General features: G+C 73.1%; 11 protein-coding genes. 7 read left to right on the top strand and 4 right to left on the bottom strand.

Translation table 11 applies throughout. From position 1 onward, the window contains the following. Nucleotides 1–40: 40 nt before the first annotated feature. Both AC2A1K_RS23795 and AC2A1K_RS23790 read left to right on the top strand, forming a co-directional pair. Nucleotides 41–829 (top strand): SAM-dependent methyltransferase, encoded by a 789-nt coding sequence (locus AC2A1K_RS23795; protein ID WP_483898810.1) that lies wholly within the window; start codon nucleotides 41–43, stop codon nucleotides 827–829. 11 nt (nucleotides 830–840) lie between these two features. Beyond that, nucleotides 841–1,464, top strand: a complete 624-nt coding sequence (locus AC2A1K_RS23790; protein ID WP_483898809.1) for a Maf family protein — start codon at nucleotides 841–843, stop codon at nucleotides 1,462–1,464. 87 nt (nucleotides 1,465–1,551) lie between these two features. On the opposite strand, the gene AC2A1K_RS23785 is transcribed toward AC2A1K_RS23790, so the two are convergent. Next, nucleotides 1,552–2,385 carry a hypothetical protein gene (locus tag AC2A1K_RS23785; protein WP_483898808.1) on the bottom strand — a complete coding sequence of 278 codons (834 nt, stop codon included), beginning with the start codon at nucleotides 2,383–2,385 and terminating at the stop codon, nucleotides 1,552–1,554. A gap of 207 nt (nucleotides 2,386–2,592) precedes the next feature. Here AC2A1K_RS23785 and AC2A1K_RS23780 point away from each other — a divergent pair, with 207 nt between their 5' ends. The 3 genes from AC2A1K_RS23780 to AC2A1K_RS23770 all read left to right on the top strand — a co-directional run bounded on the left by AC2A1K_RS23780 (nucleotide 2,593) and on the right by AC2A1K_RS23770 (nucleotide 6,561). Further along, entirely contained in the window at nucleotides 2,593–4,404 is a 1,812-nt protein-coding gene (locus AC2A1K_RS23780) for an acetyl/propionyl/methylcrotonyl-CoA carboxylase subunit alpha (protein ID WP_483898807.1), read from the top strand. A gap of 20 nt (nucleotides 4,405–4,424) precedes the next feature. Continuing rightward, nucleotides 4,425–4,847, top strand: a complete 423-nt coding sequence (locus AC2A1K_RS23775) for a DUF1707 SHOCT-like domain-containing protein (protein WP_483898806.1) — start codon at nucleotides 4,425–4,427, stop codon at nucleotides 4,845–4,847. A gap of 238 nt (nucleotides 4,848–5,085) precedes the next feature. Beyond that, nucleotides 5,086–6,561: an MDR family MFS transporter gene (locus tag AC2A1K_RS23770; RefSeq protein ID WP_483898805.1), complete on the top strand. Its 1,476-nt coding sequence runs from the start codon at nucleotides 5,086–5,088 to the stop codon at nucleotides 6,559–6,561. A gap of 3 nt (nucleotides 6,562–6,564) precedes the next feature. Here the strand turns inward: AC2A1K_RS23770 and AC2A1K_RS23765 are convergent, their stop codons facing one another. Both AC2A1K_RS23765 and AC2A1K_RS23760 read right to left on the bottom strand, forming a co-directional pair. Further along, nucleotides 6,565–7,056 carry an anthrone oxygenase family protein gene (locus AC2A1K_RS23765; protein ID WP_483898804.1) on the bottom strand — a complete coding sequence of 164 codons (492 nt, stop codon included), beginning with the start codon at nucleotides 7,054–7,056 and terminating at the stop codon, nucleotides 6,565–6,567. A 90-nt stretch (nucleotides 7,057–7,146) separates the two neighbouring features. Next, on the bottom strand, nucleotides 7,147–8,967 hold the full coding sequence (locus AC2A1K_RS23760) for a glycerol-3-phosphate dehydrogenase/oxidase (protein ID WP_483898803.1): 1,821 nt from the start codon (nucleotides 8,965–8,967) through the stop codon (nucleotides 7,147–7,149). A gap of 310 nt (nucleotides 8,968–9,277) precedes the next feature. On the opposite strand from AC2A1K_RS23760, the gene AC2A1K_RS23755 reads away from it, so the two are divergent. Then, nucleotides 9,278–10,000, top strand: a complete 723-nt coding sequence (locus tag AC2A1K_RS23755) for an MIP/aquaporin family protein (RefSeq protein ID WP_483898802.1) — start codon at nucleotides 9,278–9,280, stop codon at nucleotides 9,998–10,000. A gap of 73 nt (nucleotides 10,001–10,073) precedes the next feature. Then, a complete protein-coding gene (gene glpK, locus AC2A1K_RS23750) occupies nucleotides 10,074–11,576 on the top strand; it encodes a glycerol kinase GlpK (protein ID WP_483898801.1) in 1,503 nt (500 codons plus the stop codon). A 58-nt stretch (nucleotides 11,577–11,634) separates the two neighbouring features. Here glpK and AC2A1K_RS23745 read toward each other — a convergent pair whose 3' ends face one another. After that, nucleotides 11,635–13,032, bottom strand: coding sequence for an NAD(P)H-quinone dehydrogenase (locus AC2A1K_RS23745; RefSeq protein ID WP_483898800.1), 1,398 nt, complete (start codon nucleotides 13,030–13,032; stop codon nucleotides 11,635–11,637). Between the last annotated feature and the right edge of the window lie 89 nt (nucleotides 13,033–13,121).

The following is a 13,121-nucleotide window of genomic DNA, read 5'->3' as shown; positions in this document are numbered from 1 at the left end:
CGTGGCACGGCTACGGTGGCGGCGTGTGGGGGGACCGGCGGTGACCGAGGGATTCGACAGCGACGTGCCTTCGCCGGCGCGGATGTACGACTACTACCTCGGCGGGCAGGACAACTTCGCCGCCGACCGCGAGGCCGCCGAGGCGGTGATCGCGAGCCACCCCGAGCAGCCGCAGCTGGCGCGCAACAACCGAGCGTTCCTCGTCCGGGCCGTCGAGCACCTCGCCGGCGCCGGGATCCGCCAGTTCGTCGACGTCGGCACCGGCATCCCGACCGCGCCGACGGTGCACGAGGTGGCCCGCCGGACCCACCCCGACGCGCGGGTCGTCTACGTCGACGACGACCCCGTCGTGCTCGCCCACGCCCGGGCGTTGCTGGCCGAGGACCGCGCGGTCGCGGTCGTCGAGGCGGACATGCACGACCCCGACGCGATCACCTCGCACCCCGAGGTGACCCGGCTGATCGACTTCAGCGAGCCGGTCGGCGTCCTGTTCGTCGCCGTCCTGCACTTCTCCCCCGGCGACGAACCCCGGCGCATCCTCGAGCACTTCCGCTCACGGATGGTCCCGGGCTCGTTCCTGGTGCTCTCCGCGGGCAGCTCGGAGGGCCTCTCCGACGCCGAGCTCACCGAGATCCACGAGGCCTACGCGCGCACCCCGCGAGGCGGGCACCTGCGGTTGCGCGACGAGATCACCGGGTTCTTCGACGGCTTCGAGCTCGTCGAGCCGGGCATCGTCGACGTCAGCCGCTGGCGGGGCCTCGAGCGCCCCACGCACATCTCGATCCTCGCGGGGGTCGGCCGCCGGGTGGCGCCGGAGCCGCCGACGTAGGGTGCCGCCCCGTGCGTCTGGTGCTCGCGTCCGCGTCCCCGGCCCGGCTGGCCATCCTGCGATCCGCGGGGGTCGAACCCCTCGTGGAGGTGTCCGACGTCGACGAGGACTCCCTGCTCGCCGAGCTCGGCGACGAAGCCTCCCCCGTCGACCGCGTGACCGCCCTCGCGCTGGCCAAGGCGCGGACCGTCGCCGCCCGGGTGACCGAGGCGGTCCCCGACGGCGTGGTCGTCGGCGCCGACTCGATGCTGCACCTCGAGGGCGAGACGGTCGGCAAGCCCGGTTCCGTCGACGCCGCGCGGGGCCGCTGGGACCAGATGGCCGGGCGCACCGCGGAGCTGTTCACCGGCCACGCCCTGGTCGAGGTCGTCGGCGGCGTGCCGGGTCGCGAGGTCGCCGGGCACGCCACGACGGCCGTCGCGTTCTCGCACCCGACGACCGCGGAGCTCGAGGCCTACCTCGCCAGCGGCGAGCCGCTGGCCGTCGCCGGCGCGTTCACCCTCGACGGCCGGGGCGGCTGGTTCGTCGAGGGCATCGAGGGCGACCCGTCGAACGTCATCGGCCTCAGCCTGCCGCTGACCCGCCGCCTGCTCGCCGAGATCGGCATCGGCGTCGACACGCTCTGGACCAGCTGACCCCTCCACGTTCGTGATCGACGTCTCGGTGACGAACGCCTCGCACCTGCGAACGACCGTCGCCGGGGCGGTGATCCTCCCCCGCTCTTAGGCGGGGTCGAGCCGCAGCGAGCGCACGACCGCGTCGGCGGCGTCACCGTCCGCACCGACGGTCGGCGACGGTCGGGCGACGGCGAGCACCGCGAGCGTGCGCCCGGGCGCCGCGATCGTGCTGACGCGCACGAGCGCCCCGTCCAGCGGGCCCGCGTCGACGCGGCGCACCGAGGTGCGGGTGGGCAGGTCGGCGACGGCGTCGGCGTTGTTCGTCAGGTCGGTGGTCGGGGCGCCGGGGGCGAGCTGGTCGGCGTAGGCGTCGGCGAGGCGTCGCGCCTCCGCGTCGAGCGCCGCGTTCTGGCGCGCGTCGACCCGGGCGGCACGGGGTGGCACGCGGGCGGGGTCGGCGACCCCGACCAGGACGACGGTGTTCGCGCCGCGCCGCAGGATCGTGGCGTCCTCGAAGCGGCCCGAGGGGATCTCGACGACGTCCTGGGTCGGCGCGACCCGCCAGCCCGGCAGCACGGAGACGCTCGTGGCCGTGACGGCGTCGGGGACGCGCGGCCCGCGGTCCGGCGCGGCGCCCGACGGAGGGGCGTCGGCCGGGGACGGCGCACCGTCCGGGGGCGGGGCGCCGTCCGGGGGCGGGGCGCCGTCCGGGGGCGGGGCGTCGTCGGCAGGCGACCCCGACGGCTCGGCGCCCCTCGACGGTGGAGCGGTCACCGAACCCGGCCGCTCGGCGGGCGCCGTCGCGACGACCCCGTCGCCGGCCAGGCGCACGGCGGTGGCGCGGTCCGCCCCGACCGCTCCGGCGATCACCGCGACGAGGCCGGAGACGGCCAGCACGGACGCGCACGCGGCCACCGACCGCCACCACCAAGGCTGCATCGGTTGCCGACGGTAGCCGCGGGCCCGGTGTGACCTGCAGCCGGGCGAGCAGTCACGATGCGTGAGACCCTCGACGTCGTCGTGTGGTCATGGCCACGCTCACGTCCGCCGCACGCCTGCGTCGAGTACGAGAGAGTGACGGCGACCGGGCGCCCCTACACTGCCCCGACCGCCCCCTGCTCAGCGTCGTCACCAGGAGGTCAACCGATGGCCGCGTCCGCCCCGACGGGGTTCGACCCGCTGCACACCGTTCTCGTGGCGAACCGCGGCGAGATCGCGGTGCGCGTGGTGCGCGCCTGCGCCGACGCCGGCCTCGCGAGCGTCGCGGTCTACGCCGACCCCGACCGTGACGCCCCGCACGTGCGCCTCGCCGACCAGGCCTTCGCGCTCGGTGGCGAGACCGCCGCCGACTCCTACCTGGACATCGAGAAGCTCCTGACGGCCGCCCGGGACTCCGGCGCCAACGCCGTGCACCCCGGCTACGGGTTCCTCTCCGAGAACGCCGACTTCGCCCAGGCCGTCATCGACGCCGGGCTGATCTGGATCGGGCCGAGCCCGCAGGCGATCCGCGACCTCGGCGACAAGGTCACCGCCCGCAAGATCGCCGAGCGCTCCGGGGCGCCGCTGGTGCCCGGCACCAAGGACCCCGTCGCCGACGCCGACGAGGTCATCGCCTTCGCCGACGAGCACGGGCTGCCGGTCGCCATCAAGGCCGCGTTCGGCGGCGGCGGACGCGGCATGCGCGTGGCCCGCGAGCGCGACGAGATCGCCGAGATGTTCGACGCGGCGGTGCGCGAGGCGGTGTCGGCGTTCGGGCGCGGCGAGTCGTTCGTCGAGCGCTACCTGGACCGTCCCCGCCACGTCGAGGCCCAGGTGCTGGCCGACCAGCACGGCAACTGCATCGTCGTCGGCACCCGCGACTGCTCGCTGCAGCGCCGCCACCAGAAGCTGGTCGAGGAGGCGCCCGCGCCGTTCCTGTCCGACGAGCAGCGCAAACGCATCCACACCTCGGCCCGCGACATCTGTGTCGAGGCCGGCTACTCCGGCGCCGGCACCGTGGAGTTCCTGGTCGGCGAGGACGGGACGATCTCGTTCCTCGAGGTCAACACCCGCCTGCAGGTCGAGCACCCCGTCTCCGAGGAGACCAGCGGGATCGACCTCGTGCTCGAGCAGTTCCGGATCGCCGCGGGCCAGCACCTGCGCTTCACCGCCGACCCCGAGCCGCGCGGGCACGCGATCGAGTACCGCATCAACGGCGAGGACGCGGGCCGCGGTTTCCTGCCCGCGCCCGGCACCGTCACCCGCTTCGTCGCCCCCGACGGGCCGGGCGTGCGCGTCGACTCCGGCGTCGAGACCGGCACCGTCATCGGCGGGCAGTTCGACTCGATGGTCGGCAAGCTGATCGTCACCGGCGAGGACCGCGAGCAGGCCATCGCACGCTCGAAGCGCGCGCTGGAGGAGCTGGTCGTCGAGGGCCTCCCCACCGTCATCCCGTTCCACCAGGCCGTGCTGCGGGATCCGGCGTTCGTCGCCCCCGACGGCGCCGAGTCGTTCACGGTGCACACCCGCTGGATCGAGACCGAGTTCGACAACCGGATCCCGCCCTTCGAGGCCCCCGGTCCGGACGGGGACGACGAGCAGGCCGCACCGCGCCAGACCGTCGTCGTCGAGGTCGGTGGCAAGCGCCTCGAGGTCTCGCTGCCCGGCGACCTGGCGATCGGTGGCGGTGGGGGCGGCGCCCGCGCCGCGAGCCCGAAGAAGAAGCGCAGCCGCGCCGGCGGCGGGGCCAAGGTCTCCGGCGACGCGGTCACGGCGCCCATGCAGGGCACCGTGGTGAAGGTCGCGGTCTCCGAGGGCGACACCGTGTCGGCGGGCGACCTCGTCGTGGTCGTCGAGGCCATGAAGATGGAGAACCCGGTCACCGCCCACAAGGACGGCGTCGTCACCGGTCTGGTGCTCGAGGCGGGCGCGAGCGTCAACCAGGGCGCCGTGATCTGCGAGATCCCCGACGCCGGTTAGTCGGCGGCATACTCGGGGGCATGGCCGAGGTCGGGGCGCACGAGCGGGAGCTCGCGATGGAGGCGCTCGACGCGCACCGGCGCGCCGGGCGGCTGGAGCGCGACGAGCACGCCAGCCGCTGCTCCACCGCGTCGCGGGCGACGTCGCGCGACCAGCTCGAGGCGCTGTTCACCGACCTCCCCGAGCCGCACCCCGACTACCCGACGGCCGGGCCGGCACCGGCCCGTCGGGCCACCGCCGCGCCGGCGGCGCCCGAGCTGCCGGACCTGGTCGCACCCACCGGGGCGACGATCGCCCGGCATGCCGGGCTGATCTCCCTGCTGACGCCGGCGGTGGCCGCCCTGCTCTTCGCGGTCAGCGGGGGCCGATTCCCGTGGATCTTCATCCTCGTGCCGTGCGTGATCGCCGGCGTGGCCTACATCTCACACCGCCACGAGCGCTGAGGAGTTCGCGCTCGGCGCAATCCGTCACAGCGGGGAACACGGGCCGCCGACGCGGCGTTGGGCCGGTGGTCGGGAGGTCGTCAGGAGACGCAGCAGAGCTCGTCCGTCGATCCCGGTCGTTCGCCCGCTCTCGCGGGGGAAGGTCACCCCCGGCGAAACCCGTTCGCCTGTCAGGGGGGCCTGTGATGCTCTGGAGATCGGCCCGTGACCGCCACGGCCGCCGCCACGAGGGGGAACGATGACCGGCCCGTCCGGAACCGGCCAGGAGGCGCCCACGCGCCCCATGGTGATCATCATGACGTTGGTCGTGTCCGCCTTCGTCATGATCCTCAACGAGACCATCCTCAGCGTGGCCCTGCCGCACCTCACCGGCGACCTCGGGGTGTCGGCCACGACGGTGCAGTGGCTGACCAGCGGGTTCCTGCTGACGATGGGCGTGGTCATCCCGACCACGGGCTACATCCTCAACCGCTTCACACCGCGCCAGGTGTTCCTGGCCGCCATGACGCTGTTCAGCCTCGGCACGCTGATCTGCGCGCTGGCCCCGGGGTTCGCCGTCCTGTTCGTGGGCCGCATCGTGCAGGCGTCGGGCACCGCGGTGATGATCCCGCTGCTCATGACCTCGGTCATGCGGCTGATCCCGGCCGACCGGCGCGGCGCCACGATGGGCACGATCTCGATCGTCATCGCGGTCGCCCCCGCCATCGGCCCGACGATCGGCGGGCTGATCCTGTCCACGCTCGACTGGCGCTGGATGTTCTGGAGCGTGCTGCCGCTGTCGGTGGCCGCGCTGCTGGTCGGGTTCGCGCTCTTCCGGCTCTCCAGCGAGACCCACCGCACACCGCTCGACCTGCTGTCGGTGGTCCTGTCGTTCCTGGCCTTCGGCGGCATCGTCTACGGCCTCTCCACGCTGGGCCACGGCGGCAGCGCGGTGGTCCCGCCGTGGACCGCCCTCGTCGTCGGCGCCGTCACGCTGGCCGCCTTCGTCCTGCGCCAGATGCAGCTCCAGCGCACCGAGTCCGCGCTGCTCGACCTGCGCCCGTTCGGCCACAGGCCGTTCGTGGTCGCGATCGTGCTCTCGGCGCTGCTGTTCATGTCGCTGCTCGGTGCCGGGGCGATCCTGCTGCCGATCTACCTGCAGAACGTGCTGGGCGTCAGCGCGGCGACCACGGGGCTCGCGGTGCTGCCCGGCGGCCTGGTGCTCGGGTTCATGGGCCGCCCGGTGGGCCGGTTGTTCGACCGCGTCGGTGCCCGCCCGCTCGTGATCCCGGGCGCCGTCGGGCTCGCGACGTCCATGTGGCTGCTCGCCGCGCTCGGCGCCGGGGCGGCGCTGTGGATGGTCATCGGGGCGCACATCCTGCTCATGGTGTCGCTCGGGCTCATGATGACGCCGCTGCTCACCGAGGGTCTGGCCGTGCTGCCCGAGAACCTCTACTCGCACGGCAGCGCGATCCTCACCACGTTGCAGCAGGTCGCGGGCGCGGCCGGCACGGCGGGCTTCGTCACCATCGCGGCCATCGGCTCGACCGACGCCGCCGGGACGCCCGACGCGGCCGGGCTGCGGCTCGCGTTCATGGCGGCCGGCGTCATCGGCCTGATCGCGGTCGCGGTGTCGTTCCTGGTGCGGCGCAAGCCCGCCGACGGGCCGGCCCAGCCGCAGCAGCTCGGGACGAGCAGCGACACCACCCCGTCCGCGCCGGTCGCCGGCGGCTGACGATCAGAGCAGCGGCGCTGCCAGCAGGGCCACGGCCCCGAGGGTGGTGACCGCGGTGCGCGCGCCGTGCGCGCGCACCCACGGGCGCTCGAAGGCCTCGCGGGCCCGGACGACGTCGGCGGGGTCGGCCGTGTCGTCGGCGTCGGCGCGGTCGAGTGCGGTGTTCAGCGGGACGTTCACCACGGCCGTGATCACCAGGGACGCGATCTGCAGCAGCGCCCCGATCACCACGGCGACGAGGGCGACGACGGGTCCGCCTGCCACCAGTGCGAGCACCGCCGCCACCACGGCGACCAGCGGAGCGCCGAGGAACAGCACCACGAAACCGGGGCGCACGATCACCCGGTTCACGGTCTGCATGACCGACACGAGCACCGGGTCGGGCAGCCGCGCCAGCGACGGCATGATCGACAGCGAGAACGCGAGGTAGAGCCCCGCCAGCAGGGCCGAGAGCAGGCCCGCGAGCAGCGCCGACGCGGGGACCGGGGTCGTCATGGCGACCAGTCCAGCGTCCGGCACCGGTCACCACCACTGCCGCGCGTCCGGCGTCCCTGCCCGCCCGTCCGGACGTGCTGGTGGAGGACCTCAGCCGGTGCCGAGCGCCGCGAGCCGCGGGGCGCGCGGGTCGGGCGCGGCGACGCGCAGCTTGTCGGCCTCGATGTCGGTGTCGACCGACTGCGAGTCGCGCTCGGCCTGCACCCGCTCGACGTAGGAGCGGACCTCGAGGTCGCGCTGCTCGTCGGTCCAACCCAGCAGCGGCGCCATCTGCGCACCCACGGCCTCGGCCGAGTCGACGCCGCGGTGGGCGTACTCGATCGAGATGCGGGTACGCCGGGTGAGCACGTCGTCGAGGTGCAGCGCGCCCTCGTAGGCCACCGCGTAGGCGATCTCCACGCGCAGGTAGTCCGGCGAGGCCGGCACCGGCTCGAGCAGCGACGGGTCCCCACCGTGGGCACTGTCGGCCATGGCGAGCAGGCCGTGCAGCAGCGAGCCGTACCGGTCGAGCAGGTGGCGCACGCGGTGCGGGTGCAGCCCGTGGCGCTGGCCGAGCTGCTCGGACTGGTTGACCAGCGCGAAGTAGCCGTCGGCCCCGATGAGCGGCACCCGGTCGGTGACCGACGGGGCCACGCGGGTCGGGATGTCCTCGGACGCCGCGTCGATCGCGTCGGCGGCCATCACCCGGTAGGTCGTGTACTTGCCGCCCGCGATGGCGACCAGCCCCGGCATGACCCGCGAGACGGCGTGCTCCCGGGACAGCTTCGAGGTCTCCTCGCTCTCGCCGGCGAGCAGCGGGCGCAGGCCCGCGTACACGCCCTCGATGTCGTCGTGGGTCAGCGGCGTGACCAGCACCGAGTTGACGTGTTCCAGCAGGTAGTCGAGGTCCTGGCGCGTGGCCGCGGGGTGGGCCAGGTCGAGGTTCCAGTCGGTGTCGGTGGTCCCGACGATCCAGTGGTTGCGCCACGGGATGACGAACAGGACCGATTTCTCGGTGCGCAGGATCATCCCGGTGTCCGACGGGATCTTGTCGCGCGCCACGAGGAAGTGGACGCCCTTCGACGCCTTGACCCGGAAGCGGCCGCGGGTGCCGGCGGCGTGCTGCATCTGGTCGGTCCAGACGCCGGTGCAGTTGACCACCACCGAGGCGCGGACCTCGGCCTCGCGCCCGCTCTCGACGTCGCGGATGCGCACACCCGCGACCCGGTCGACCTCGTGGAGGAAGTCGACGACCTGGGTCGAGGTGCGCACGACCGCCCCGTACTGGGCGGCCGTGCGCCCGACCGTCATCGTGTGGCGGGCGTCGTCGGCCTGGGCGTCGTAGTACCGGATGGCACCGACCAGGGCGCTGCGCTTGAGCGCGGGCGCCATGCGCAGCGCACCGGATCGGGTGAGCTGCTTCTGGTGGGGCAGCGAGCTCTTGCCGCCCATCGTGTCGTAGAGCGTCACGCCGGCGGTGACGTACGGACGCTCCCAGTGCTTGGTCAGCGGGTAGAGGAAGCTGACCGGCTTGATCAGGTGGGGCGCGAGGCGCGTCAGGTTGAGCTCGCGCTCGCGCAGCGCCTCGCGGACCAGCCCGAAGTCGAGCTGCTCGAGGTAGCGCAGCCCGCCGTGGAACAGCTTCGACGACCGGCTCGACGTCCCCGACCCGAGGTCGCGCGCCTCCACGAGGGCGACCTTGAGGCCCCGGGTGGCCGCGTCGAGCGCGGCCCCGGTGCCGACGACGCCGCCGCCGACCACGACCACGTCGAACGTCTCGGAGGCGAGCCGCTCCCACGCCCGATCCCGCGAGGCGGGCCCGAGACGGGCGGGCTCGGCCGTGGCGTCGAGCCCCTCGGCCTCCGCCGCCGCTGCTTCGGCCGTTCCCCCTCGCGCTCCCTTGGCGTCCCCTGCGCCTCGTCCAGCGCCCACGTCCGACCCCTCTCGTCGTTCTCCGTCTGCACAGCGTGCCGGGCATGCCGCGTCCGGCGTCCCGAGGGCGCTGTGCGTCACGCTAACGCGGGAACGCGACCGCTCACACCGAGCACGCGGGGCAGCCGTCTGCTCCGTCCGGTATGCGGGTGCCCGTCGATTCACCTCGTCACCCCCGAGATCCGCGCGGATCGTGGACACACGGTGAATCGCGCCACTAGCGTCCACGATCAACGCGCGCCCAGGACCCGCGGGGGGAGCACCGGACGAGCGTGTCGCAGAGGCCAGGTCGCCGTCGACAGGAGTCCTCGTGAGCGCTGGAAACATCATTCTCTCGGAGTTCCTCGGCACCATGGTGCTGCTCCTGTTCGGGTGCGGGGTCGTGGCCAACGTGCTGCTGACCCGCACCAACGCCGACGGGGACACGGCGTCGTGGGTGCTCATCACGTTCGGGTGGGGTTTCGGTGTGTTCGCCGGCGCGAGCATCGCCGACGCCTCCGGCGGTGCGATCAACCCCGCCGTCACCCTGGCGAGCGCCATCAACGGCGGGACGCCGTGGGGGCAGGTGCCCTTCTACCTGATCGGCCAGTTCCTGGGCGCCTTCGTCGGTGCCGTCCTCGCCTGGCTCGTGTACAAGCTGCAGTTCGACCACAACGAGGACAACTCGGGCACGCTCAACATCTTCTCGACGAACCCGCCGATCAAGAAGCCCGCGTGGAACTTCGTCACCGAGCTGATCGCGACCTTCGCACTGGTGCTGTTCCTGCTGGTCAACCCCTACGGCAGCAGCCCGGCGATCTATGCGGGCGCAGCCGCTGTCGTCATGGGTATCGGTCAGGCACTCGGTGGGTCGACCGGTTACGCCATCAACCCCGCCCGTGACCTCGGGCCGCGCATCGCCTACGCGGTGCTGCCGATCCGCGGCAAGGGCAAGCCCGACTGGGGCTACTCCTGGGTGCCCGTCGTCGCCCCGCTGCTCGGGGCCACGCTCGCGGCGCTCGTGGCCCTGGTCGCGCCCGTCAGCACGGGCTGACCCCGCCTCGTCGCCGACCCGGGCGGCACCCCACCCAGACATCGATCCTCACGACATCGCCAGGAGTACAGGCATGACGCAGTACGTCGCCGCGATCGACCAGGGCACGACCTCGACCCGGTGCATGATCTTCGACCACTCGGGCCGGGTCGTCGCGGTCGACCAGCTCGAGCACGAGCAGATCTTCCCCCGGGCCGGGTGGGTCGAGCACGACGCCGCCGAGATCTGGGGCAACACGCGCCAGGTGTGCGGCGGCGCCCTGGCCCGGGCCGACATCAACGCCGACCAGGTCGCCGCGGTCGGCATCACCAACCAGCGCGAGACCACGGTCATCTGGGACAAGGCGACCGGCGAGCCGATCCACCACGCGATCGTCTGGCAGGACACCCGCACCCAGGCGATCTGCGACGAGCTCGGCGCGCTCGGCGGCGGCGCCGAGCGCTACCGCGCGAAGACCGGCCTCCCGCTGGCCACGTACTTCGCCGGCCCGAAGGCCCGCTGGATCCTCGACAACGTCGACGGTGCCCGCGAGCGCGCGGAGCGCGGCGAGCTCGCGTTCGGGACGATGGACACCTGGGTGCTCTGGAACGCCACCGGCGGCAGCGAGGGCGGGCTGCACGTCACCGATCCGACCAACGCGTCGCGCACCCTGCTGATGAACATCGACACGCTCGAGTGGGACCCCCAGCTCTGCGAGGAGATCGGGGTCCCGATGGCGATGCTGCCGGAGATCCGGTCCTCGTCGGAGAACTACGGGCCGATCCGCGCCCGCGGCACGTTCTCCGACGTCCCCGTCGCCGGCATCCTCGGCGACCAGCAGGCGGCGACGTTCGGCCAGGCCTGCCTGAGCCCCGGCGAGGCCAAGAACACCTACGGAACCGGCAACTTCGTGCTGCTCAACACCGGCACGGAGAAGGTCGAGTCGAAGAACGGCCTGCTCACCACGGTCTGCTACAAGATCGGTGACGCGCCGCAGGTCTACGCGCTCGAAGGCTCGATCGCCGTCACCGGTTCGCTCGTGCAGTGGCTGCGCGACAACCTCGGCATCATCTCGTCGGCGCCCGAGGTCGAGACGCTCGCGAAATCCGTCGACGACAACGGCGGCGCCTACATCGTGCCCGCGTTCTCGGGCCTGTTCGCCCCGTACTGGCGCGCCGACGCCCGGGGCGTGATCGTCGGACTCACGCGCTACGTCAACAAGGGCCACATCGCCCGCGCGGTGCTGGAGGCCACGGCCTTCCAGACCCGCGAGGTCATCGACGCCATGAACGCCGACTCCGGCGTGCCGCTGACCGCGCTCAAGGTCGACGGCGGCATGGTCGGCAACGAGGTCCTCATGCAGTTCCAGGCCGACCTGCTCGGCGTGGACGTCATCCGCCCCGTGGTCGCGGAGACCACCGCGCTCGGCGCCGCCTACGCCGCCGGCCTGGCCGTCGGCTTCTGGAACTCCGAGCAGGACATCCGCGACAACTGGGCCGAGGACAAGGTCTGGACCGCGAGCATGGACGAGAAGGTGCGTGACGAGACCTACGCCGAGTGGAAGAAGGCGGTCACCCGCACGTTCGACTGGGCGTAGAGTCCCACCCTCCGGCGTCGGTCGGCGGCGCGACGCCGGCGCACGCTTCGGGCCGCTGTCAATCCAGGTCGTCGTGCTGCATCAGCCGCCGCCCGGCCTCGGTCACCGACCCGGACAGCGACGGGTAGATCGAGAACGTGTGGGCGAGGTCGCCGACGGTCAGGTTGTTCTGCACCGCCATGGCCAGCGGGAGGATCAGCTCGCTGGCCACCGGGGCGACGATCACCCCGCCGATGACCACGCCCGTCGCCGGCCGACAGAAGATCTTCACGAAGCCTTCGTGCAGGCCCGACATCTTCGCGCGCGGGTTCGTGCCCAGCGGCATGATCACCTCGCGGGCGGAGAACTCACCGCTCTCGACCTGCGCGTGGCTGATGCCGACCGTCGCCACCTCGGGGCGCGTGAACACCGCCGAGGCGACCGTCTTGAGCCGCAGCGGTGCGACGCCCTCGCCCAGCGCGTGCCACATCGCGATGCGGCCCTGCATCGCGGCGACCGAGGCCAGCGGGAGCAGCCCGGTGCAGTCGCCGGCCGCGTAGACCCCCGGCACGTCGGTGCGCGAGACCCGGTCGACCGTGATGTGGCCGCTGTCGCGCAGCGTCAGGCCGATGTTGGCGGCACCGATGTCGTCGGTGTTGGGTACCGAGCCGACCGTCATCAGGGCGTGCGAGCCCTCGACCTCGCGGCCGTCGGTGAGCGTGACGCGCACGCCGTCGGCCGTGGCGACGACCTTGTCGGCCCGCGAGCGCGGCTCGATCTTGACGCCCCGTTCGGTGAAGACCTCCTCCAGCGTCGCCGCGGCGTCGGGGTCCTCGTGCGGGAGCACCCGGTCGCGGCTGGAGATCAGGGTCACCGGGACGCCCAGCTCGGCGTAGGCCGACACGAACTCGGCGCCGGTGACGCCGGAGCCCACCACGACGAGGTGCTCGGGCAGCGTCTCGAGGTCGTAGATCTGGCGCCACGTGAGGATGCGCCTGCCGTCGGGCTGGGCGTCGGGCAGCACGCGCGGGGAGGCGCCGGTGGCGATCAGGGCGACGTCGGCGGTGACGGTCTCGGTGGTGCCGTCGGGGTAGGCGATGCAGATGTCGTGGGTGGCGCTGGTGCGGCCGCTCTCCTCGAACCACGCGCGCGCCTTCACGACCCGCACCCCGGCGGCCTGCAGCGTCGAGTGGACGTCCGACGACTGGGCGAGTGCGAGACCGCGGACGCGGCCGTTCACGCGCGGCAGGTCGACCCGCGCGTCGTCGACGTCGACACCCATGTCGGCGGTGTGGCGGAAACCGGCCCGCACGCCCGCCGAGGCGATGAAGGTCTTGGACGGGACGCAGTCGTACGCCACGCAGTTGCCGCCGAGGCTGTCCTGCTCGACGACCGTGACGTCGGCCTCGTGCTGGGCGGCGACCAGCGCCGCCTCGTATCCCGCCGGTCCTCCGCCGAGGATGACGATGCGGGTCATGGTGGTGGTTCCCTCCTGTGGCGTCACCCTGCATGGTCCACGACCGGGATGACGCGCGCGCACCGATCGTGTTCCTCTCACCGGTGCGG

The organism is Actinomycetospora sp. 2LY8.5 (genome assembly GCF_057180585.1).
This window is presented reverse-complemented; position numbering and strand designations above follow the sequence as displayed.

What these genes read in the sequence shown, in the direction of transcription:
- AC2A1K_RS23785 (WP_483898808.1), bottom strand. Translation starts at nt 2,385, where the DNA reads ATGCAGCCTTGGTGGTGGCGGTCGGTGGCCGCGTGCGCGTCCGTGCTG.
- AC2A1K_RS23780 (WP_483898807.1), top strand. Translation starts at nt 2,593, where the DNA reads ATGGCCGCGTCCGCCCCGACGGGGTTCGACCCGCTGCACACCGTTCTC.
- AC2A1K_RS23775 (WP_483898806.1), top strand. Translation starts at nt 4,425, where the DNA reads ATGGCCGAGGTCGGGGCGCACGAGCGGGAGCTCGCGATGGAGGCGCTC.
- AC2A1K_RS23770 (WP_483898805.1), top strand. Translation starts at nt 5,086, where the DNA reads ATGACCGGCCCGTCCGGAACCGGCCAGGAGGCGCCCACGCGCCCCATG.
- AC2A1K_RS23765 (WP_483898804.1), bottom strand. Translation starts at nt 7,056, where the DNA reads ATGACGACCCCGGTCCCCGCGTCGGCGCTGCTCGCGGGCCTGCTCTCG.
- glpK (WP_483898801.1), top strand. Translation starts at nt 10,074, where the DNA reads ATGACGCAGTACGTCGCCGCGATCGACCAGGGCACGACCTCGACCCGG.
- AC2A1K_RS23745 (WP_483898800.1), bottom strand. Translation starts at nt 13,032, where the DNA reads ATGACCCGCATCGTCATCCTCGGCGGAGGACCGGCGGGATACGAGGCG.